Consider the following 22198-nt stretch of genomic DNA (forward strand, 5'->3'; position numbering starts at 1 on the left):
GATTCATACATCTTAGTCAGGATCTCCACTTCTAGATAGCGGCCCGTCCTTCGGACCATATCAGCAATTGTCGCACGGCTGGAATCCGGGATTGTGCACCAAGGGTACGGAACTGGGCACCGCCCGCCGGGCTTCGAGGGCTCGCAGGTCGAGATCCACTACCGCATCGGGCCGCTCGCCGTGCAGGAGCTTGAGGATTTGACCGAACATCAAGGCGCCCGCCACGCCCCCGACAAACGGCGCGCCTACCGCTGTTCCGGCTAGAAGGGCCAAGCCACAATCATCGACGCCGCTTTCGCGCAGGCGCTGATATCCCGGCATATTTCCCGCGGTCGCGACGCCTGCGGCCGCACCCGCCTTCCACAGTTCCGCGGCGGCTCGCTGCGAGGGAAAGCTGTGCAGGCGAACCGCTCTGAAGTCGCTCGCCGTTCGACCTATTCCTGCTTCGATCACCAATTCGAACCGAGGGAGTTCGAGCTGAGTGCGTGCCAGCGCATTGTCCACACCGCAGATCAGAACCGATGGATCGTCTGAGCGGCGGCTAAAGGCGCCGTCGAACGGACGCTCGATGATGGAGGTCGCGAAGCCGAGATTCTCCAGCAGAGCCGCAACCGTACGGGTCTTGCGGCCGGTGGTTTCAGGACGAGTCAGAATCGATGTGCTCGCGGTCGAGCCGGTGACGACATCGGTGTCTTGCAGAACCAGCTTCACGCTTGCCCGGTCAGAATAGGGGCTCATCGCCAGCGTCCACAGAAAGGCTTGGCCGAGATGCCCCAGCCCAAGCACCCAGAGATGATTGGGTAGCACCGAAACCGGCGGCCCGTCGCTTGCAGGCGAACGCCAGTCCTCATCCCCGTCCGGCCGCCAGATCGAAAGCCCATGGTCGCGGCAACCGGCGCCGATTTCGTCCCGCAGCATGGCGAATATTTCCGCGGCGGCCAAAGATCCGGCTAGCACCGCGGCCGCCGCGACTGTCTCCTTTTCATCCAGCCTGGAACCGCCGAGCGGAACGACACCGCCTCGCCATCCGGCAAAGGTGATTTGACAGCCGCCGCGCTCCGCCGGGGTGGTCGCGCTGCCCAAGAGTACGACGGGTGTCTCCTCGGCCAAGTCTGCGGTCGCGCCACCGAGCATTTCGACCGCGGATGCCAGGCTGTCTCCGTGCCAAGGTGCGAGCAATGGAACATCCGCGATCCCGGAGACCGTCACCCCGCCGAGCGCAAAGCGTGATGCGATATTGACGAATGTCAGCAACGCGATCTGGTGAGCGATGCTCTCCGTTACCTCCGGCCCGGCCGCAATGTGCGCTCGATAGCCGCGCAGGCGAGCCATTGCGGTCTCGGGACAGGATGCGTCGCCAAGGTCGAGATCGAGTTTGGCCAGCCGATTGAAGCCATCGAGGAAGGCAGTGAAGTCGCTGTGATGCATCGAAACGAACCCTTCAAAAGGTGATGCCGCGCCAACCCGCTTTGGGCGACGGCAGGGAAATCCAGTTGCCGGCACCGAGATGGCGATAGACGCCGACACCGCGAAGGTTGGTCGCCGAGCGGGCGAAGGCGGGAATGATGAGAGCTGTATGCCCCTTGATCGCGATCATCGGGTACGCGCGGTCGGAGTCGCTCTGCCCGGCGCTGCCGGGATGCGTGTGCACGTCTGCGAGCACTTCCAATCCCCTTACGCCACAGCGGTCCCACACCTTGCCGAGCGCTTGGCCCGAAAGATGGACATGGCCTCGCGACAATGCGTCAGGATCGATCTCATCGTAGAAGACGAAGTCCGTGACGACGCCCGGCCCGGAATGGCGATGTCCCAGCAGGAACGCACCGCTTTCGCGGATACCGCGACCCCGCCGGCGCAGCTGACCTACAAGGCGCCACCAGCCGAGCCAGGACAGGCGAAAGGAATCAGCCGACGATACCATGATAGCCTCGCATGTTGAGTAACCGATGCACTTCGGCGAGGTACTGGATGAGACCGACATCCGGCCTCCAGACTAGGTGCGGATATTGCGTCGGCCAGTCGTGGTGACCGGTCAGTGAAATCCGGTCGAGGGGCATGTAAAGCGCCCGGCCATCCTGCCAGTCCCTTCGGAACACGCTGGCAAACGCGACATCGCCGATTGGCCATTTGTCCAGCGCCAGGATTGCCCCGGTGTCCGGGTCCCAGAGCCCTCCGGTCGGGGACGCCGCGGGATAGCCGGTAAAATCGAGGCGCAGATGGAACAGGCGGCCGTCACGGGCGGTGACATCGAACATTCCGTGAGGCCATTCGAGGGTTCGCAGCGCCCATCGATTGCGTGCGGCGCCCTCCAGAAAGGGCGCCGCGGCAATGTCGCGCTCGAAGATGACGCGGTCCGGAGTCATCTCAGCCGTTGATGCGGTCGGAGGGGACGAGATCGAAGGCGACGGCGCAAGTCTTGGGCTGCGCCAGCGAGCCCACATGGGTTGCCTCGTCCGGCCGCTCGGTCGTGCCGGCGAGCTGCAGCGACAGCTCGACGGCATCGGCCGGGTCGATATCCAACTTCTTTTCGGCGCGGCGCTTGATCTTCTTGAGGGTCGTGCCCGGGGTGAAGCCGTGCTCGAACGCCTTGCCGGCATAGCGCACGGTCACTTCGATCTGCTTGCACCGGTTATGATGGACGAAAATGCTGCCGCCCTCGACCTTATGGTCCGCGGCGATCGGCTCGTCGCCGTCTTCGAGGAAGAGGTGGCCTGCGCCGAACACTTCGTCGAGCTTGCGCTTGATATGAGCGAGATCGAAGCTCTCGGCCTTCTGGTGCTGGACTTCGAGGCTTCCGCCCCGCTTGATGAAGATGTCGATGGGCATCGTATGACTCCGTTGATCGACCGGGCAGGAACGCCGGTCTCAACAAGTCATCGTTGGCTCACCCGGAAAACGTCTGATCCTTGTCAGGCGGTCTCGGCCCGGCCGACCGCCGGGCAGGCGACGAAATGGGGGCAACGTCCGCAGACGCGCATTGCCGGTTTCGCCGGGAGAGCGCCTTTGTTGATCGCAGCTAGGATAGCCGCCGCCGCTTCGACGTCACCGGCGGCCTTGTCGTCCTGCCGCTTGACTGGAACTGTTGCACCGTCGGTGACATGCCCGATCGTGACGGAGACGTTCGGGCCGAATGTATGACGCGCCGCCGCCAGCAATAGTCCCGCCGTCAGATCGTTGCCGGTCTTCGAACGAACGCGGCCCGCTTCGAGAAAACGTATCTCTGTGCCGGCCGCCGTGGATCGGACCAGGGGCGCGGCGACGGTCAGCAGGCCGCCGTTTATGGGCAACTCGATCTGCGAATAGCCCGGCGAGTCGAAGCCGCTCATCAGGCGCCCCAGCGCCGCCGCCCGCCCAGCCGCATGCGCAAGATAGTCGGCAGCCAGTCCGTGCTCGGCTGGACCGCGAATGGCCCAGATTTCGCCAAGCAGCACCTGGAGCCTTTCCTCCACTCCCGGCCCCGACACTTCGGTTATTCGATCGACGAGCGCATAAAGCACCCCCGAGGTCTTCAGATAGGGCGTTTCGTGCCGGCGGCCCTCAACGCCAAAAAAGCGGCGATAGGCGATGCGAAGCGGGCAGCTGTCAAAGTCCCGAACATCGAACAGGTTGATCCGGTCGGTCGAGATCGGCGAGAGCGGGGAACCTGCCGCTCCGGCGGCTGTCGCTGCGGCTGGCAAATGGCGGCGTTCCAGCGCTCCGAGCCGTCCCAGAAACGGCGAAGGTTTGCGACCCCGCACGTTCGCCAGCTCGCTGTGATAGAGGCGCAGATGGTCTTCGGCCCGGGATATGGCGACGAAGAACAGGCATTCCTCCTCCTCGAGATGACCCTCGCGCGTTTCGGGTTCTACAAGCCCCGGCGGAAGCGGGCTGTCGTCGCGCCGGAACGCGCCCGGCAGGCACTGATCGTGTAGGCCAACCACATGGACGGCCGGAAACTCCAGCCCCTTCGCGCCGTGTATGGTCATTAGGCGGACGGCGTCCGCATCGGCGCCGAGCGTTGCATCCCGCAAGTCTCGATCATCCGCCAGCAATACCGTGCTTCGCATGCGCTTGAGCGCTCGGGCCGGTGTCAGCGGCTGGCCACCCAGCTCGCGCTGATCGAGAAACCCGAGCAATGCCAATAGAGCTGCGCGGGACAGCGATCCGGAGGCGTCGGGAGCAACTGCTAGGTCGCGCAGATAGTCGGATCGATCGAGCAACCAGCTCGCCGCCACTTCGAACGCCGGGGTGAACTGGTCGAGCCCCGCCATTTGCAGGCCCAGCTGTTCGAGCGCTTCGCCACCTGTCGGGCTCATGCCTGTCAGGGTCGATGCGGTCGCGAGCAAGGAAAGCAGCGGCACCCGGGCCGCCTGCGCGGCTCGCACGATAACACCGATGTCACTGGCGCCGACCCCGATCTCGCGAAGGGCCGCCACGCGAACGAGCGCGCCGCCATTCGCTTCGGCCAGCAGAGCAATGACTGAGAGCAGGTCCCGCACTTCCTCGCGCTCGAAGAAGCTGCCGAGATGCGTAGTCGCAATCCCGTGTTCGGCAAGGATACCGGCTACAATATCAAGGCGGTTGTTGGTCGGGGCGAGAACGGCTTGCTGCGACAAGGGGACGCCGGCCTGCTTGAGGGAAGTGATTTCGGCCGCCAGCAACTCTCCTTCGCACCGGTCATCGAGTCCGACGAGCAAGCGGGTTGCGCTCCCAGGCTCCTCCCGCGCGGATTTAGCATTATAGGCGAGCCCGTTTTTCCCGGCGCGCATGTCTCTGGCGAAGCCTCGGCCAAGCCCGACAATATGCTCGGTCGAGCGATAATTGCGGTCGAGAGGGAGCCGTTTGCCTCCGGAAAAATCGCGCTCGAACTGGGCCATGTTCGCCGATGACGCGCCGCGCCAGCGGTAGAGCGATTGCCGGGCGTCGCCGACGACCCAAAGACGTGCACCTTCCCGATACAATTCCATCAACAGCCGCGCGCTAGCGCGATTGACGTCCTGATACTCGTCAACCAGCACCATTGAATGGCGTTGAGCCACCTGAGCACGCACGCAATCATTGCGCATCATGAGGAGCGTCGGCAACATGACGAGGTCGCCGAAATCGACAGCGCCGGCCTTCCCCAACGCATCGGCATAAATTTCGTAGACTCGTGCGGCCTCGCACGCTCGTTCGGCCACCTCGACCTGCTCTGCGCTCACGGCTGCCGCCAGCGCTTCCCGGGCACGCCGTGTAAACTCGGCGTGCGTGACAAGTTCGTCTTTCGCGCGCGAGATGGCCGAGAGGATCTTCACGAGGCCCTGATCCGGATTGCGCAGATCATGATAATGGTTGAGCCCCATCAAGGGCAGCTGGTCCTCAAGCAGTTCGATCGCCTGTGCCTTGTCGATGAGCTGAACGTTGCTGGGCAGGTCCAGCAATTCGTAATAGCGGCGGATGAGATCCAATCCGAAGGCATGGAACGTGCCGATCCACATATCGGCGGCAGCGTCAGGCCGGGCGGTGGCAATACGGTCCGCGAGTTCACCGGCCGCCTTATTCGAGAAGGTCAGCGCAAGAATTTCATTCGGCACGGCCTCGTCGAAGTCGAGCAGGTGCTCGATCCGCTTTACGAGTGTCCGCGTCTTGCCCGAGCCCGGGCCGGCTTCGAGTAGCAGCGCCGGATCCGCGAATCCCGCGGCGGCCTCCTGGCTGTCATCGCGCCCAAACTTCGGCTTTTGCGCATTGACGGTAGGAGCCGAGGCATCGGGTCCCAGCAGGCTGTCGAACAACTGACGGCGCACGAGCGGAACGGGCAGTTCGAGCAGCTGCGCGATGCTGCCTGCGCCTAGCCGCTCAACCAAGAAAAGCTGCCGCGCGAGCGCACGCGGCAGCAGCAACTCGCGCGCGAAGACATTGGCCTGGAGTTCACGCCTTTCGCGCGGTCCATAGGCTTCGACCCGCGATAAAGCACGCGAGGTACCAGCGTCCGGATTCGGGCCCGTACAATTGTCTTGAGGACGGTGCAGTTTCAGATGCCCAAGCTCGTGAGCGACAAAAGCGGCTGCCTCGGCATCCGAAACATCGTTGCGAACATAAATGGAGCACCACTCGCGAAGCAGTTTGGCATCGCTGGTCCCGATCACCGGATCGCCGGGAGGAACCGGCTTGATGACAAATCCTTCGGCGGCGGCGGCCGATTTGACGGCAGCGGGTCCGGTCGCACGCCCGGCGATCTTGGCTTCGCGAAGCGCGCGTGCATGAAGCCGAGCAAGGTCGAACGCCGCCACCTGCTTACTCTTCCCTCCATCTCCGCTTGAACGCCTCGGGAATATCTGAGCGCGCCAGCGCGGTGGAAAACTCCTCGTCTCCACCATCATCGGGCTTTCCGGTGTTACGGTTCTCCGCAAGTGTCAGGCCCTCGCCCGCCTCGCCTCTGAAAAAGTCCGCCACCGCTCTACGCGAATAACCGAGCAGATCCGCAATATCCTGCGTGCAACGCGACTGCATCCCACGCAAGCGGCGCTGCGCCAACCGGATGAGGAAATCGCGGTCGCGCAAGACTGGCTCGATCGCCAACCAGGTTGCCGGCTTCAGGAGCATCGCCGCCGCGTCGGGCTTGGCGGTTCGGACGCGTGCAACTTCGCCCAGATAGAAACTCTGGAGCCTCAATACTGCCGCTTGTGCGTCCTCATCGAGTTCGAGGGACTCGGGCTCAAGTGTGGCGGCCGCCGTCTCAACCGCGGCACGGGCCGTCAAATGGCTGAACAATTGATCGAGTTCGTCCGGACCGAGCTTGTCCACTAGTTCGGGGTCCCAGGCGCCGCTGACGATATAGTCTTCGGCCAGTCTGCCGAGGTTTGGATTGATATTTTTCATGACGTCTTCTCCGCGAGCGCCGATTTGAGCATGCGCCCGAATTCAGTCTTGAGATTGGCCAATGTGCTGCGCGGGATTCCGGTCAGCCGGACGAGGTCATTCGGCGCCTCGGGCGCATCGATCGGCAATTCATTCAACATTAGCAAAAGGAATAATCGGCGCTTTTTCTCGGTGGGAATGCGCACCTCGGCGAAGGCCGCAAGGGCGGCTCGGCGTGCGATCTCATGGGCTTCTTCGCCGTCGTCGCCCCGATCGTGATCTTCGGGCAATACCAAGCTGCGCGATCGGTGGCGCTTGAACAGATGCCGATACGCATCGGCCGCCCGACGCCGCAATTCACGCTCGAAGGTCGCCTCCCACCAGTCGACCCCGTCCTGTTCGGCGAGCTCAGTTAGGAATGTCTGCATGGTCTCTTGGACCACATCTTGGCCGTCAACGCCCATCCGGGCGTAGATGCCGCGTACATATTCGTAGGCGCGCGCAATTAGGAGCGTGCTGAGGCGGGTGCTGCTGTCATCGTCTCCCTCAGTTCGATACCGGCGAACGAGTCGAACCAGCGCCGCTGACGGGAGATAACCGCTAGCCGTCCGGTCCTTGATCCTCGCCGCCGTCAAAATCTCTTGCGCGGACAGATCCTCCGCCCAGTCCAGCGCTTTGCGCACGAAGCCGGGATGACGCGGTGCCTCTGGATCGACGGTATCCTCTTTCACGCCAGTGTTCCTAACTGTTGAACGTCCGGAATCTCATTCGATTTGTCACTAGGAAAAGCTCTGAACTATTTTTCGGGCGCTCGACTCGGCCGCTTCAGAGCTTTTGAGGAGACGTCCCGAAATCACTCTTTATATACCATCATTGACATTTAAGAATGCCGCGCGCCGCTACTATCGCGCCTCCATGAAGCGTTGAAAACTTCATCGAAACTTGGCATTATCGACGTATTCTAGGAATACATTCTCGCATCCCGCCGCTCCACGGTTTGTTCGCCTCGATCTTCGAAACCCAACACTTCGTTTCTGATTGCCTAACGATCTCGCAGGCAATTGTAACGAAAATCCCCGTAAGTTACGGTTCGAATTCTGAAGCCAGCTGAACGAAGGCCCCGCGCGACCGATTGACCAATCGGAGGGCGAATGTAGCGGCGACGGCTGTCGAGACGGCGGATGTTCATTAGGTCGAGGACGAAGCCGATGATGGTGAGTGCACAACATGACTGAGCCTGCTCCAACGCGATTTCTGCTGTACATCGACATTCTCGGTTTTTCCGAAATGACGAAGAGCGATCCTCGTTCGGTCGCTCGCACCTATGCGATCTTGAACAAGCTTAATGTACATCGGGACAAGGCATTCAAGACGATCGTGTTTTCGGACACGGTGCTGGTCTACAACCCCATCGGGGCGCGCAACGACGAAGACCGCAATTTCTATGTCTGGTATTTGGCAGAGGCGGCTGAAGACCTTTACAGCCGTTTGGTGGGGCAGGACATATGGTTCCGGGCTGTCCTGATCGCCGGAGAGTTCAATCACTATCAGCTTGAGAATCTGGACGCCTTCTATGGAAAGGCCCTTATCGACGCTTACCAATCGGAGAAGCGGCTACCCTTGATTGGCCTTGCGCTCCATTCCTCGTGCCTGCCCTACAATCGGTTTTTTAGGGTTTCGCCCTTCACCGACGACTTCTCGTTCGTCTATTTGAGTCGTCCCTTAGAATATCTGCACGCGGCATCCGGTGACGGCTATCCCTTCGCCAATCGGATAGTCAGTGATCATTCCCCAGCTCTCCCGGAAGGCGTGCGTTACCTCTCCGATATCTACCGCCTAATGCGGACGCATCCAGAACCGTTAGTTCGGGCGAAAGCGCTCACGACATGGGATTTCCATGCTCGCCGATATCCGGGAATGGTTGCGGCTCTCGTCGCCAACAACTTTAGTTTGGATGCTTTGGCCCCACCGGGAACATGGGATATTGCGGTGAAAACCCTCGAAGAGAATATCCGGCACAACAAGCGGGCCGGTGCAGGTTCGCAGATGTCTGTGAGTATCACTCCGCAGCGGCCTAGGAAGCCAGGCAAGGCGATTTTCTAAATCAGTCGATGGTTATTCAGGAACACGGCATCTCCCTCTCGTCGGAGGGTGCCGAACGTATGTCGGCTTCTGACGTGCCCATATTAAGGCGGGAATAGCAACTTTCGGGCGTACAAGCTGCCGACATCACTTCGTTCGGAAACGGCAGCTATCGCACAACGGCGACCCGAAGCTGACTGACCGGCTACGGCCAGGATCATTGCCCGGCATCGGTCGCGGATGTTGGGGTTGACCTGTGCTGGCCGGGTGGGAGTTCGGCATGCCCCAGATGTGCCGCGCTTGTCACGGGACTGTCGGCAGGCCGTCGGAGCGTCGCGCCCGTTGCGGAAGGGCGCAGCCATCCATGCCACCAAAGCCGCGGAGCGGAAAATAGCCGAAGGCCTTGAGCTGCTCGATCTCTGACGGCTTGAATAGCCTCCATGGCTGGCCTCCGATGGATCTTTGACAGGGCTTCCGGCACGCCGCGCGTCGGCTATAGAAGCGCTATGGCCGGCTCCGTCGCGACGCTCTGGAAACAACTCGATATCCGCTCGAAAGGCTGGCCGGCCCGGCTGCGTGGGCTAATCGTTGTGCGTACCGGCCATCTCGCCGCCGACGCCCGGCAATCGGCGGGCAACCACCGCGGCAAGATCGAGGGCCTCGGCTGGCTCGCGGTCGCCGCCGGCGCCATCTTTTCGGTCCCACCGCTTCAATCACTCATCGCACCGCTCCTCGGCAGTGAGGGCGTCGCTACGCTGCGCGATATGATCATTGCCGCCAGCGGCGCTATGATCGGCGCGACCGCTATTGTTGCATCCTTCATTCTGTTCGCGATGCAGGTGAATGTCGAACGGCTTCCGTATGGTCTTTTCCATCGCTTCAGTTCCGATGCGCGACTGCTCGGCGGTTTTGCTGCCGCCTTCATGCTCTCGCTCGGCACGATGGCGCTCGCCTTTATCGAGGATCCAGGTCATTCATCGGCGGTCGTAGTCGCCGCCATCCTCGCCGTCGCGCTCATTTTAAGGTTGCTTCTCCACGCCTACCGCCGCTCGCTCCGCCTTATCGACCCGGTGTCGCAGCTCTCGATGATCGAGGCAGATGCGGCGGCCAAGCTCCGCCGCTGGGACCGCCGCGTGCGGTGGCTGCAGCCGCTACTTGCCGAAGACCCGGGACCGGGCGAGCCCGCCGCGCGCCGCGAGGGCATGCGTCTCGATGTCCGCCGCGCCGCGATCCTCGAGGGGAGCAAGGGGTGGGACGGTCCGCTACGCACCGCGATCGGGCAGGCGGCCGCCTTTTCGCGCCAGGCGGCCGAACGCGGCGATCTCGAGGTCTCGGCGGCCGCGCTAAACAGCCTGCTCGCGCTCAATCGCGCCTATGTCGCCGTGAAGGGGCGGAGCTTCCACGCGCGCACCCTGCTGTTCGAGAACCCTCAGGTTACCGACGGAACGATCAACGCGACGCTCGAAGAGCTCCGTCGGCTGCGCGTGGCCGCGCTCGCAGGTCTCGACGAACCGCATCTCGAACAGCTTTTTAAGGCCCATTTGGGGCTGGTGCGGGCCTATCTCGGCATCGAATATCCGGGGCTCAATCCCTCGCCGAGCCATGCGCTGCTCGCAGCCCATTATCTCGAAAGCGCGGTCGAGGCAGTCATTCCGACACAGATGACCGATACGCTGATGGAAGGCGTCAAATGTCTCGGCGACGCCGCAAGGCTGTTCGCGAGTGCCGGTCATGCAAGCGCAGCGAGCAGCCTTTTCGGCAAGATCGCGAAGATCGGCGTTGCGGGCGCGATGCAGCGCGACGGTTTTCCGGTGGCCGTCGTCGCAATCGAACAGCTTGCCTCGCTCCAACTCAGCTTGTTCTATGGTGACGGCGCGAATCATGGCTATGCCACGCGGCAATTGCGCAGCGCCATCTTCACCACCGCAACCGCGATGTTCGCGCTCCCAGATCTGCCGCTCGCGTCAAAACAGATTACCGCGCTCGCACCTTTCTTTTCGGGCAGCGATCCGCGCGGCTTTCGCTCTTCGCTCACTTCGCTCGTCAATGCGCTCCATGAGCCGGGCGCCGACGCCGCGATGGCAGCCAAGGTCGCGCACAATATCGTGGAATGGGCCGACAAGCTCTATGTCGACGTCCGCGCGCTCCTTAAGCTCGCGATCGAGAAACGCTCGCAGTTCGTCATCGATCTCATCCACTGGATCACCGGGATGAGCGAGCTTCTCTTTTTTGCCGCCAAGGCGCCCGCGACGGCTCATCATGACCGCTCCACTCTGGAAAAGCAGGCGCATTTTCTTATTGGCTCGCTGACCTTCATTCCGCGCGATCCGGAGACGGCGAAATGGATCGAGGCCTTCTCGCTGATCGATATCCTGTTCGAGTTCGGATCGATGGCGAGCGAGCGCGAATGGCTGGAAGGCTTCGACACCGCCTTCGACGCGCTGCTGCGCTGGGGCTTCGAAGCCGGTGCCGAAAACACCGGCTGGAACACGCTCGACAGCGCGCTCGCGGCGCTCGCGGCGCTGACGATCGGCGAGGACGCCGCGCTGCAAACCCGTCTCATTGCCGCGGTGCAGGCGGCGGTCGCAGCCGAAGGCGCGCCCGCAGCGCCCGTGCGCGAGCGCGCCGCGCGCTTCCTGCGCGGCCGCGCCGATCATCTGCACAGCAGCGATTTCGATACCGACGCGGTCAACCTCGCTCTCTGCGCCGATATCCCTGCCGCCCGCGCCTTGCTTGCCGAGATCGCTGAACTTCTGGCGCCTTTACTCCCTCCGCCGCCCATTCCGCCGGCGCCGGCGCCTCCGGATGGGTAGGTCCGCCCATCCGCGGCCCACGTGCGAAGTCATGTCAGATCGTCAGCCAGTCGCCCTACAGCCAAATAACGCCGGAAGGAGCGCGTCTCCCGATGTGGCCGGGAATGTCCGCCATCTGCATATCCACCCTTAAAAGCCGACTGGCTGCAACCGGCCAAACCTACGCGCGACGTGCAAGCAGCATTTCGGCTTGCCGCCTCAGGTAAAGCTGCGCAATATCTTGGCAATCCATGGGGTCGCAAAATCTTGCCCATTGGAGAGCGTCCATGAAAATTTGCATTTCCGTGCCATGCGGCCTTCTGTCCCATACTGCTGTGCCCTCTGCGGAGGTACGCCCATGACCACCAGTCGTCGAAAATTCCTGGGTGCAGCAACGGCGATGCTAGGGGCCTCGGTGGCAAGCCGGGAAGCATCGGCTCAAATGGCCAAGGCGCCAATGCGCAAGATCGCGACCGAGGAAGCGTTTGCTACGCCGGAGTTGGCAAAGGCATGGCTGGAGATTGCCCGCTCCGAACCCAACTCCAGCCTGGATATTCCCACCGGTATCCTCTCGATTTTCGACAATCCGCGTCCCGGGTCGAACCAGGACCGATTTCGCCGCCAACTGCTCGATGTGGACGCCGAGCGCATCCGCGACATGGACGAAGCCGGTGTCGACATGCAGCTTCTATCGGTGACGATACCAGGCGTACAGATTTTCGAGCCAGCCCGGGCGGGCGAGCTTGCAGTGACAACCAATGACCATCTCGCCGCCGCCATCGCGCGGCGCCCGACACGCTTTGCCGGCCTTGCCTGCTTTGCGCCGCACGACCCTGTCCAAGCGACGCGGGAAATGGAGCGCGCAGTGAATGCGCTTGGCCTGAAGGGCTTTATAGTCAACTCACACACCCAAGATCTTTATCTGGACGATCCGCGCTTTGCCCCGGTCCTTGAGGCCGCGCAGTCGCTCGATTGTCCGATTTACCTTCACCCACGCGCACCGTCCAACGGCATGGCCGCTCCGTTTCGGGACTACAGCATGGGAGGATCGATCTGGGGCTTCGGCGTCGAGGCCGGGACGCATGCGGTGCGGATGATCTTAAGCGGAGTTTTTGATCGTTATCCGCGGCTGCGCATCGTCCTTGGGCATATGGGGGAAGCACTGCCGTTCTGGATGTGGCGCCTCGACCATATGGCGGCGCGCCGCGCCAAGGATGGCCGGATGAAGCCCTTGTCGCTAGCGCCCAGCGAATATTTCAAACGGAACTTCGCGGTGACGACGAGCGGCTTCGAATCTCCCGATGTGCTTGATCTCGTCATCAAGGTTGCCGGCATCGAGAATATCATGTGGGCGATCGACTATCCCTATGAAAGTTCGCGCGATGCGGTGACGTTCATCGAAGGCGCCGACCTGACAGCCAGCCAGCGCGCCAGCATCTTTCATCGCAATGCGGTGCGGCATTTTCGCCTGTCTTGAGACGCTTCTCCGCGAGCCTTGATTTGGCAGGAACGGCTCGCCAATGTCTGCGGATATTCGGTATAGATTCTCACACATGTAAACGAGGGGCTTGGATGCATCGGTTTTTTTGGGGGATGTTGCTGTCGATCGCCGTCGTCACCCCTGCTAACGCGGAATATGGCTGGTGCACGATCCAGAAAGATACCTCGTACGACACCTATCTTTCAGCGGTCGTCGACATCGGCGAGGGAGGGAATGTCCATCAGGAAGTGCTGACGCGCCAGTTCGGCCGCGCTTTTCAGGGCTATGTTGCACAGTTCGAGACAATCGTTCGCGAGCCCGACTGCCACTCTTCCAAGCGACTGAGCGACGCTGAAGAGGGCAATAGGCGCTATTCGATGAGCGTCGGACAAGTCATTCGTACCAACTGGCGGGGAGCATGGCCCGCGCCCGGCGCGCCTTCTGGGCCAGCCGCGGCATCGGGTAGCCATCTGACCGTCTCGTCACCGCCAGCGCCCGCCGCTCCGGAGTGGAGCGAGGTGCAGCAGCAACAACAGCGTCAGGCGGCTGCGGAACTCGCCCGCAACATCGCCGCCAGCGCCAAGGCGAGGGCGGAATCGGAGGCGGCGCTCACGGCGTTTCTCGACGCCATGCGCAAGCGGGGGCGCGCGCAATGAAACATCATCTGAAGCTCTTGATGCTGGCGATCGCGGCCGCGATGATTGGCGGTCCCGCGATGGCGCAGATTGAAAGCGCACAGCCTTTGCCCGTCGGCCAGCCGCTCACGCTTGCGGCAGGTGAGCGCAACGCAGTGCGCTATTTCTATTTTGCCGGCGTGCCCGGGGAAACGCGAAGCATCGACGTCAGTCTCGCCGGGAAAGTCATTATCGAAGTCTATGACGCCGCTGGAACGCTGTTGATGGTGCGGAGTGCGAGCGCTGGACGGTCATTCGACTTCATACCCTCCTACGCCGAAACCTATGTCATCGCCGTCATCCGACCGGGCGCGCCCATCGAAGCAGTGCTGCGGACGTCCGTCGTGGCGCCGACCCTTCAGCAATCGATCATGGCCATAGGCGTGGGCTATGAGTTCGCAACCGAGCATGGTATCTCCCGATCGTGCTGGAGCGAGCAAGGCGCCGAGGTCACGCACACAGGCACGCTTCGGAAGGGCGACGCCTTCACGATGCGTATCAGGCTCGGCGCGGATCGATTGTCGCAAACCAACGAGACGCTTGTCGGCGCCATCGCTTCGCGCAGCTCGGTCCGTAGCTGGTTGGAAGGTGCCAACCGCGTCAGCGAAGTCGACACGAACGGCTCGGTCAGCGTGTCCAAACAGGTAAACGACCCGGCCAGCTTCCGCTGGCTGCCCGGCGTCGCGCGCAAATGGTATCGCTACACCTGTCCAAGCTAGAGGAGGCGGATACTTGCGACGCTGAAGGCGGCAACTAGACGATCCACTTCGTCGCGGCGGAGCTTCTGACACATTTCCGCTATCTCAAATTAGCGTCTAAAAGCTGCCGGTCCGTGTTTGGCCAGGTCCAACGGAAGAGACCGCTTATGGAGCGGCTCAACCGTCCTTGCACAGCGTCACTTCCGGAGGCAAAACGATAGGAATTGGCGAGCACCGGTCCGCCGCGTCGCGTATGGGCGGCGAGGTCAGCAAAAAGGCCCCGCGGAGGGCGAGGCCTTTTCGTTCCCTTAGGTTTCAATCCAAGAGAAAGCCCCATCTGTCTCCAGGGAGTCGCATTCTGGAGACTTCAGGAATCGCACGATCGTTGCCGATCGCTTCGGAACTTCTATTTGACGGCTTCTTGGGCGGCGTCGCCGACGTTCTGCGCGGCATCGCCTACCTTCTGCGCCGCCTCCGTGACCGCGCCTGTTTCGGCCTTTTCGTTCCCGAGAAACTGGAAGCCGAGGAAGGCCGCGACAGCGAGCGCAACGATGACGATGAGCGTTATGCCCCCTCCGCGTCTCGGTTCACGCCCCACGACCGTTGTCGTGTGCGTAGTCCCGTCGGCTTCGCGGATCGTATGAATTTCATCAGCCATGCTATCCTCCATCCGTTGCTATCGCCAAAGGACGCTTTTGGTGGCTGATGGTTCCGGCTCGAAGGTAATTCTATAGTCGATGGCCCCATCTCCTGAGAGCGGTGAGACATGCAGCCTCAGGAGATGGAGTTGAAATCGATACGAAAAACGACGTCTGAGGTTCCAGAAACATAAAATCTTGCATAATATAAATAGTGATAACTACAGCAACTATTGGGAAACTTAGAAATATTGCCGATATAGCACGATATTTCTCTTATTAGTTGTGAATGAATTATGAACTCTTCATTCAGGACCGGGACAAGGTTCGGGGCGCTCAAGGGAGGCATGCTTGGGGGCCGTGTGGAGAAATCAGATGAAAAGACTTTTATTGAGCTTGGCCATTTCGGCTGCGGCGATAACGGGCCCTGCGGTCGCGCAGGCTCCGGACAATCGCTATCAGGACCGGCCCGGAAGCTATCGTGACGACGACGGCGGCCGCGGAAACATTTCGTCCCGCATTGAGCAACTGCGCGAACGCATCGAGGAAGGTGTGCGATCGGGCGCTATCAGCCGCCGCGAAGCGTTGTCGCTTCGCTCATCGCTGCGATCGCTGACCGAGCTGGAGCGCCGCTACAGCCGGAACGGCTTGACCAATGGGGAACTGCAGGACCTTCAGTTGCGGCTGCGCTCGCTCCGACAGGAAGTGCGCCAGGCCGACGATGGCGCGCGGGGACGTTATGACGACTGGGACCGCCAGGGCGGACGCGACGACGACCGCTACGACGACCGAGACGGCCGCCGGGATGATGGACGCGGATATGATCGCGACGATAGCCGGTACGACGACGCCGACAACCGATACCGCGAGCCTGAACAACGCGGGGGACTGGGCGGCGTGTTCGATGGCGTGTTGGGCCGCAATACGACCAGCCTGCAGATCGGTCAGCGGGCGCCGACGGATCTTTACGGCGTTCCTTATGAGTATCGCGACCGGTACCGCGACACCGACCAAAGCTATTTTCGCTCGGACGGACGGCAGATCTATCAGATCGATGCTAGAACCCAGGCCGTGGTCCGCATTCACGCGATGAACCGATAAGCCGCAAGGCGTCCCCGGCTGGTCGTAGGACCGGCCGGGGACGCCTTTGTTTCGGCTAGCGCGGAGCATCTCGTGTACACCGAGAGGGTTGGCGGTCCGAACCTCGGCACTTGCCAGCCTCGGCGCAGAGTGGCGAATCAATGCTCCCTCATGAATGTTTTGTTCAGCCGCAGTTCGGCTCGGTAAGACTATCGCTCTCGGTTCACAGAAGGAGACGGGAGTTGAAGAAATATATTGCTGCCGCGGTTCTCGCGGCCGTTGCCATCCCCAATGCTCCGGCACTTGCCGACCCGCCGCCCTGGGCGCCCGCACATGGCAAGCGCGCCAAGGATCGCGGGCTGTATGACGGGTCTGGCCGCTATTATGAGCCGCGTCGCCTGTCGCAAAACGACCGCATCTGGCGAGCGAAGGATGGACGTTATTACTGCCGCCGCGAGAATGGAACGACCGGGCTCATCATCGGCGCCGCCGTGGGTGCGCTCGTTGGACGCGAGCTCGATGGCGGCCGCGACCGGACGGTCGGGACGATCATTGGCGCGGCCGGCGGCGGTCTATTGGGGCGCGCCATCGACCGTGGCGAACTCAAATGCCGTTGAACTGAATGGGCGGCGCGGGAGGGACCAGTCTGCCCGCGCCGCCCTCTTAGTGCCGCGCGCTGTGGGGAACGCGCCGCACCCATCGTCTATTCAAAAATATACTGATCACGAAGGCGCTGCCTGTTTGTAATACGGAGCCCGGGCACCCCGGCACGGTCGAGCATGCGCCGCCATGCGGCAAGCTCTTCGCGGCTGAGGCGATATCTCTCGCAGGCTTCCTCAAAGTCCATTAGCCCACCGTCTATCGCCGCCAGAACTTCGGCCTTCCGGCGAGCCGTCCAATAGGTTGTCGATGACGATGGTAAATCGCCCACTGTGACCGGGCCCAGCGGTCCGGCGACCGATGTCGGCTTAGTCTTCAAATCGAGCACCGCGAACTCTCCATTCGCGCGGCTGAAGCCGCTTGTACGTGCCCCCCGCAGTAAAACTGCGCCGATAAGGTTAACAAAATCTTGTCACCTGCCCCTCGATGCGACCAGCGGTTGATCGCATCATGGGGACCGTCACGACAGAAGATGTGTCGCGGCTTGTCCGCTTTTGCTCATTTATGCCTTAAAAGCGGAACGTCTTCAGACGTTTAGGGTTTCGGACGCCGTCAGGCGTCGGAAAGTCTTCGATGCCCGAACCGCGGGGGTCATAGGCTGAGAGCTATGGGGAAAGCGGTTTTGAGCGTGGCCTGGGGCTGACGGATGCTGCCCAAAATGGGACGCATCTGAGAGCGGACCGTCTGAATTTAGATCGCAAAAGCGGACGCCGAAAAGCGGACGGGCCGATTTTAGTATAGCGGCGTCTGCTTTTCGGCAGGGCGAGCGCAAGCGGGTCCGCTTCCGGACGCAGGGCTGCGCCGGGTATGGGAGTGGATGAGCCGTGCCGGGTCACGGCGCCTGTGTCCCGGATGAGAGTGAGGGCGGTGGTGGCGCTCGGGGTTGATAGCGACGTTCGAAGACCTCGATGATCGCCATGGTGCCGCCGCAGCACGGGCACAGCGGCTGAGCTTCGAGCTCGGCGGGCAGATCGTCGGCCGGCGCGGGGGCGACATTGAGCAGACGGCGGGCGCGTTCGAGATGATCCTTGCGCCTAGCGCTGGCGAGGAGCCCATAGTGGCGGATGCGGTGGAACCCGCGGGGCAGGGCGTGGAGGAGGAAGCGGCGAATGAACTCGTCGGCGGCGAGGGTCATGACCTGCTGGCGGTTGGCGCCGCCCTGGCGATAATCCTTGTAGCGGAAGGTGACCCCGGCCTCGTCGAAGCGGAGGAGGCGGCTGTTCGATATCGCAACCCGGTGGGTGTAGCGCGACAGATAGGCGAGCACCGCTTCGGGCCCGGCGAACGGCGGCTTGGCATAGACCACCCAGCGCTTCTTCCTGACGGGAGAGAGGTGCCGCAGGAATGCTCGTCGTTCGGCAAAATGCGTGAGGCTGCCAAAGAAAGCGAGCTTGCCGTCATCGTGCAGCGCGCGAAGGCGGGTCAGGAACAGGCGGCGGAAAAGCGCGCCGAGCACGCGCACGGGGAGCAGGAAGGCGGGGCGTGCGGATATCCAGCGCGTCCCATCGCGCGATATGCCGCCGCCCGGCACGATCATGTGGATGTGGGGATGATGGGTGAGGGCGGATCCCCATGTGTGAAGGACGGCGGTGATGCCGATCCGGGCGCCGAGATGCTTGGGATCAGCGGCGATGGTCAGCATCGTATCGGCCGCGGCCTTGAACAGAAGATCATAGACCAGCGCCTTGTTGGTGAAGGCGATCGCAGCGACCTCGGCAGGGAGGGTGAAGACGACGTGGAAATAGCCGACCGGGAGCAGGTCGGCCTCGCGGGCCTCGAGCCAGGTGCGTGCAGCAGCGCCCTGGCACCGCGGGCAGTGCCGGTTGCGGCAACTGTTGTAGGCGATCCGCCAATGCCCGCAGTCGGTGCAAGCCTCGACGTGTCCACCTAGGGCGGCGGTGCGGCAATGTTCGATCGCCGACATGATCTTGAGCTGATGCAGGCTCAGATGCCCGGCATGCGCGGTGCGATACGCGGGTCCAGCAGTACGGAAGACGTCGGCGACCTCGAGCGAGGTGCGCATCAGCCTCAGCCGTCGGGTGGCTCCTCGATGGGCGATGCCAGCGCGAGCCTGTCGAGCGGGCTGGTCACCTTGCGCGTCGTCTTCGTTGCGACCTGCAAGTAAAAGGCGGTGGTATTGAGGTTGGCGTGTCCGAGCAGCGCCTGGATGACGCGGATGTTGACGCCGTCCTCGAGCAGGTGGGTGGCAAAGCTGTGGCGCAAGGTGTGCGGCCCGACGCGCTTGTCGATATCGGCCGCCTCAGCCGCCTCGACGACGACGCGGTGGAGCTGGCGGGTGCTGATATGGGCCGCTGCGCCCTGTCCGGGAAAGAGCCAGCCGTCGCGATACAAAATGCCCTGCTGTCGTCCGGCGCGCCACCAGTCGCGCAGCAGCAGGAGCAAGCCTTCGGGCAGCATGGCGTTGCGGTCACGTCCGCCTTTACCGCGCTCGACACGCAGCAGCATGCGCTTGCTGTCGATATTGCTGACCTTGAGCGCTGAGACCTCGGCGACGCGCAGCCCGGCGCCGTACGCAACCGACAGTGCAGCCTGGTGCTTGAGACAGCGGGTCGCATCGAGCAGCCGCTTCACCTCGGCCATGGTCAGGACGACGGGGATCTTGCGAACCTGCTTGGCGCGGATCAGCTTGCGCGCGAGATCGGGGCGGTCGAGCGTCTCGGTGAAGAAGAAGCGGAGCGCACTGACGATGCTGTTCATCGTCGGCACCGGAACGCCCGCTTGCTGCTGATCGATCTGGAACTGGCGGACCTCCTCCGCACTTGCGGTGTGCGGTGAGCGCCCGAGCCAGGTCGCGAACCGTCCGACGTCGCGCAGATAATTACGCTGCGTCTCCGGCCCGAACCGCCGCATCGCCATGTCGTCGAGCAGGCGCTGGCGTAGCGGGCTGATCGGGCCAATCTGGATAAGCTCATTCATCGTTCGACTCCTCAGTTGAAGGAGTCGAAAGGGTCTGCCTATGGCCGCCGACGTTCAATCACATGCGGCGCTCGCTGGACGGCTTTACCTCGACAATAGCGCCAATCCGCGGAGCGGTTCGTGCAACGGCCAGCATCGGTAAGCACTGCGGCTTAGGCGATCGTGATCGGCTTCGATGTGAGATTCTTACTTCAGCTGCATCTCGATAGTGAATTCGCCGGCGGACGGCCCTGGGGCAGATAGGTCGCGCTGACCTTTCGGTCCGTCGGCATAGGCTTGAACGATTATGAAATATGTTCCGTCGGCCGGCAGGTATCGATCGAGCACGCTGTCATAACCCACGTCGCCTTTATACTGGGCGTCACTCGAACGGAGCATTTTCGGATCGCTCGGGCCGCGCGCTATCCAGACTAGGCTGTGGGCATCGGAAGAACGCACCGCTACCTTCACGCGCTGCGCCAATCGCCCTTCGAGGCGGTAGAGGACGGCCGCCCGCGCTGGTTCGAACCGGGACACAGCCGCCTGTGCAAAATTGCCCGAGATTAATTGCCCGGGAGCGATTGGGAATGCCGGTCCGTAATCGGTCGCGATCGTCGGGAGCTTCGTGATTCTGCGCATCCAGTCCGGTTCTGGCGGCGGCGGGGGAAGTGCCAAATCCAGCGACAACTCGAGTTGTGAACCCGGCGGAGCAATGGGCGCGAGATAATAGACTCCGTCTTTGGGCAGTTTTTGCCGAATGCGCGCGACGGTCGTCGCCTCCCGCACGGCAAGGGCAGTGCCGTCGGCGTCATAAAGGACTGCAGCGATGAGGCCTGTGCCACGCAGTGTGATTGTGATCTCGCTTCCGGCCAGCGCCACAAACTGCCGCAGATTGGCGTCGCCCCCCGACATCTTCACCAGCGTGCCGGGAATGATGCGGGGGGGCGATCCGCGCGGTGGCGATGGTTCCGGTGGCGTCGTCTCGCGCAGATCGGGGAACGTCTGCGCGCTACCCGTAGGCACCTGCGCACCGGCTATCGGGATCGCAAAAAGGCTGGCCGCAGCCAGAAAGGCCTTCATTGGGCGCGTCCTCGGCGGCGCAGTTCCTCGAAAAACTTGCTGAGCTTTGCTTGATATTCAGCATCTGCTTGCGCGGCACGGGCTGCCGCACCGACGCGAGCATCCACTTCGCGGCGCTGCACGATTATTGCGGCCCGCGCTGCCGCTTCTGCATCAGGCTGTGCGACAGGGGCCGCTTCTACCGTCAGAACGGCTCCGGCGGGTTTAGGCGCCGGCTTGCCGGTGATCGCATAGGGACCGGTCCATCCTGTTAGTGTGAACTGGCGCTTCTCCTCGGTCGCGATCACGTACTGCCGCCGGTTGAAATAGTCTTCGCCTTCGCTGGGGCTGGAATAATAGAACCAGCAGGTGACGCTCTCTTCGGTTCCAAGAGAAGCGCGAAAAGCGTTCTCGATGTCGACCGTGGACGTGCTCGGCGATTTCTGCATGAGCCCTGACATGCGATATATGTCCGTCGGTTCGCGCCGTTCGCACCACCCATAGGTCGTTTTTTCTGCCGCCTGTGCTGGCATGCTGATCAGACATATTGAAACCAAGATTGGCCGGGCTCGCATAGGCATTTCTCCCGGCTCCGGGCTAACCGACACGTCGTAGCGAAGCAATTTGGAAATATGGCGGGTAGCCGCTAAGCAAAACGCCGGACCGTAAGTCGCGGAATTCCATTGACGAACGCTGGCGACGCCAAAGCCGCCGGAATTTTATCGGGAGAAGTCATGCCCATCGTCAGCCGCTCATTGCTCGCGCTCTTCTTCCCTTCGATGCTAATGGTCACACCGGCCTTCGCGGCACCGCCGCCGCCGCGGATCGATGTGATTGCCTACTCCGCTGACCTTGGCGAAGAAGGCCTTGCTGAAGCCTATGTTACGCTGGCGGCCTACTCCGGCGCGTTCGAGCGGGCTGCCCCGGGGACTGATCGCAGTAAGGTGCGGGCATGCGCAGCCTCGAATAGCGAGGCCTGCATTCGGGCCATCCTCACCGCACGTGGAGGGGCAGCTGTGATCATCGTCGTGCAAGGGGCGGGAGTTGGCATCCAGAAATGGACTTGCTTCGGCTCGGGTGGCACCCCGGTCGACGCCGCAAAACAGACAGCCACGATCAATTTGCAAGTTGCTTTCTTTGGCGAACGGCAGGCTAAATTTCAGCAATCTCTGTCTGCAACTGCCTGTATCATGTCGGCTGCCGCCGAGAGTGGGTGGTAAAGATCACCGTGAAATTGTCGACGAACGTCAGTTTCTAAGCCCGAGTCCTCGAAGTTGCAAAATGGCGATCTCCAGATGCTGCG

Annotated in this window: 21 protein-coding genes; 8 read left to right on the forward strand and 13 right to left on the reverse strand. The window is 62.2% G+C overall.

Translation table 11 applies throughout. The features are described 5' to 3' along the window. Positions 1-60: 60 nt before the first annotated feature. From SALA_RS00275 to SALA_RS00305, 7 genes are all read right to left on the reverse strand, one after another. Positions 61-1428, reverse strand: coding sequence for a hypothetical protein (locus tag SALA_RS00275; protein ID WP_011540392.1), 1368 nt, complete (start codon positions 1426-1428; stop codon positions 61-63). A 13-nt stretch (positions 1429-1441) separates the two neighbouring features. Further along, a complete protein-coding gene (locus SALA_RS00280; RefSeq protein WP_011540393.1) occupies positions 1442-1921 on the reverse strand; it encodes a Mov34/MPN/PAD-1 family protein in 480 nt (159 codons plus the stop codon). Continuing rightward, positions 1905-2363 (reverse strand): DUF7665 family protein, encoded by a 459-nt coding sequence (locus SALA_RS00285; RefSeq protein WP_011540394.1) that lies wholly within the window; start codon positions 2361-2363, stop codon positions 1905-1907. Before SALA_RS00285 ends, SALA_RS00280 begins: the two co-directional genes overlap by 17 nt. A gap of 1 nt (position 2364) precedes the next feature. Beyond that, positions 2365-2826: a hypothetical protein gene (locus SALA_RS16355; protein ID WP_011540395.1), complete on the reverse strand. Its 462-nt coding sequence runs from the start codon at positions 2824-2826 to the stop codon at positions 2365-2367. 83 nt (positions 2827-2909) lie between these two features. Beyond that, a complete protein-coding gene (locus tag SALA_RS00295) occupies positions 2910-6248 on the reverse strand; it encodes a UvrD-helicase domain-containing protein (protein WP_011540396.1) in 3339 nt (1112 codons plus the stop codon). Positions 6249-6252: 4 nt separating this feature from the next. After that, positions 6253-6837 carry a hypothetical protein gene (locus tag SALA_RS00300; RefSeq protein ID WP_011540397.1) on the reverse strand — a complete coding sequence of 195 codons (585 nt, stop codon included), beginning with the start codon at positions 6835-6837 and terminating at the stop codon, positions 6253-6255. After that, the gene (locus tag SALA_RS00305; protein ID WP_011540398.1) at positions 6834-7547 is read right to left on the reverse strand and encodes a hypothetical protein; all 714 of its coding nucleotides are present in this window, start codon (positions 7545-7547) and stop codon (positions 6834-6836) included. Before SALA_RS00305 ends, SALA_RS00300 begins: the two co-directional genes overlap by 4 nt. A gap of 496 nt (positions 7548-8043) precedes the next feature. Here SALA_RS00305 and SALA_RS00310 point away from each other — a divergent pair, with 496 nt between their 5' ends. From SALA_RS00310 to SALA_RS00330, 5 genes are all read left to right on the forward strand, one after another. Continuing rightward, the gene (locus tag SALA_RS00310; protein WP_011540399.1) at positions 8044-8919 is read left to right on the forward strand and encodes a hypothetical protein; all 876 of its coding nucleotides are present in this window, start codon (positions 8044-8046) and stop codon (positions 8917-8919) included. A 485-nt stretch (positions 8920-9404) separates the two neighbouring features. Then, positions 9405-11711: a hypothetical protein gene (locus tag SALA_RS00315; RefSeq protein ID WP_041382879.1), complete on the forward strand. Its 2307-nt coding sequence runs from the start codon at positions 9405-9407 to the stop codon at positions 11709-11711. Positions 11712-12048: 337 nt separating this feature from the next. Beyond that, positions 12049-13167 (forward strand): amidohydrolase family protein, encoded by a 1119-nt coding sequence (locus SALA_RS00320; RefSeq protein ID WP_237700900.1) that lies wholly within the window; start codon positions 12049-12051, stop codon positions 13165-13167. 116 nt (positions 13168-13283) lie between these two features. Further along, the gene (locus SALA_RS00325) at positions 13284-13826 is read left to right on the forward strand and encodes a hypothetical protein (RefSeq protein ID WP_041382881.1); all 543 of its coding nucleotides are present in this window, start codon (positions 13284-13286) and stop codon (positions 13824-13826) included. Further along, entirely contained in the window at positions 13823-14563 is a 741-nt protein-coding gene (locus SALA_RS00330) for a hypothetical protein (protein WP_011540403.1), read from the forward strand. Before SALA_RS00325 ends, SALA_RS00330 begins: the two co-directional genes overlap by 4 nt. Positions 14564-14948: 385 nt before the next feature. Here SALA_RS00330 and SALA_RS00335 read toward each other — a convergent pair whose 3' ends face one another. After that, on the reverse strand, positions 14949-15200 hold the full coding sequence (locus SALA_RS00335) for a hypothetical protein (RefSeq protein ID WP_041383491.1): 252 nt from the start codon (positions 15198-15200) through the stop codon (positions 14949-14951). Positions 15201-15555: 355 nt separating this feature from the next. Here SALA_RS00335 and SALA_RS17020 point away from each other — a divergent pair, with 355 nt between their 5' ends. Next, complete coding sequence (locus tag SALA_RS17020; protein ID WP_011540405.1) at positions 15556-16281, forward strand: hypothetical protein; 726 nt, start codon at positions 15556-15558, stop codon at positions 16279-16281. Positions 16282-16502: 221 nt separating this feature from the next. Continuing rightward, a complete protein-coding gene (locus SALA_RS00345) occupies positions 16503-16877 on the forward strand; it encodes a glycine zipper 2TM domain-containing protein (protein ID WP_041382883.1) in 375 nt (124 codons plus the stop codon). A gap of 86 nt (positions 16878-16963) precedes the next feature. On the opposite strand, the gene SALA_RS16565 is transcribed toward SALA_RS00345, so the two are convergent. From SALA_RS16565 to SALA_RS00365, 5 genes are all read right to left on the reverse strand, one after another. Next, positions 16964-17248, reverse strand: coding sequence for a DUF1153 domain-containing protein (locus SALA_RS16565; RefSeq protein WP_011540407.1), 285 nt, complete (start codon positions 17246-17248; stop codon positions 16964-16966). A gap of 504 nt (positions 17249-17752) precedes the next feature. Continuing rightward, entirely contained in the window at positions 17753-18943 is a 1191-nt protein-coding gene (locus SALA_RS00350) for an IS91 family transposase (RefSeq protein ID WP_011540408.1), read from the reverse strand. A gap of 5 nt (positions 18944-18948) precedes the next feature. Further along, positions 18949-19857, reverse strand: coding sequence for a tyrosine-type recombinase/integrase (locus tag SALA_RS00355; protein ID WP_011540409.1), 909 nt, complete (start codon positions 19855-19857; stop codon positions 18949-18951). A 186-nt stretch (positions 19858-20043) separates the two neighbouring features. Further along, complete coding sequence (locus tag SALA_RS00360) at positions 20044-20916, reverse strand: hypothetical protein (RefSeq protein WP_011540410.1); 873 nt, start codon at positions 20914-20916, stop codon at positions 20044-20046. Then, positions 20913-21356: a hypothetical protein gene (locus tag SALA_RS00365; protein ID WP_153802602.1), complete on the reverse strand. Its 444-nt coding sequence runs from the start codon at positions 21354-21356 to the stop codon at positions 20913-20915. The genes SALA_RS00360 and SALA_RS00365 overlap by 4 nt, the downstream gene beginning before the upstream one ends. 273 nt (positions 21357-21629) lie before the next feature. Between SALA_RS00365 and SALA_RS00370 the strand changes: the two genes are divergently transcribed. Continuing rightward, complete coding sequence (locus SALA_RS00370) at positions 21630-22115, forward strand: hypothetical protein (RefSeq protein ID WP_041382887.1); 486 nt, start codon at positions 21630-21632, stop codon at positions 22113-22115. The last annotated feature ends 83 nt before the right edge of the window (positions 22116-22198 follow it).

It is taken from the genome of Sphingopyxis alaskensis RB2256, from assembly GCF_000013985.1.
GTDB classification, from domain to species: Bacteria; Pseudomonadota; Alphaproteobacteria; order Sphingomonadales; family Sphingomonadaceae; genus Sphingopyxis; species Sphingopyxis alaskensis.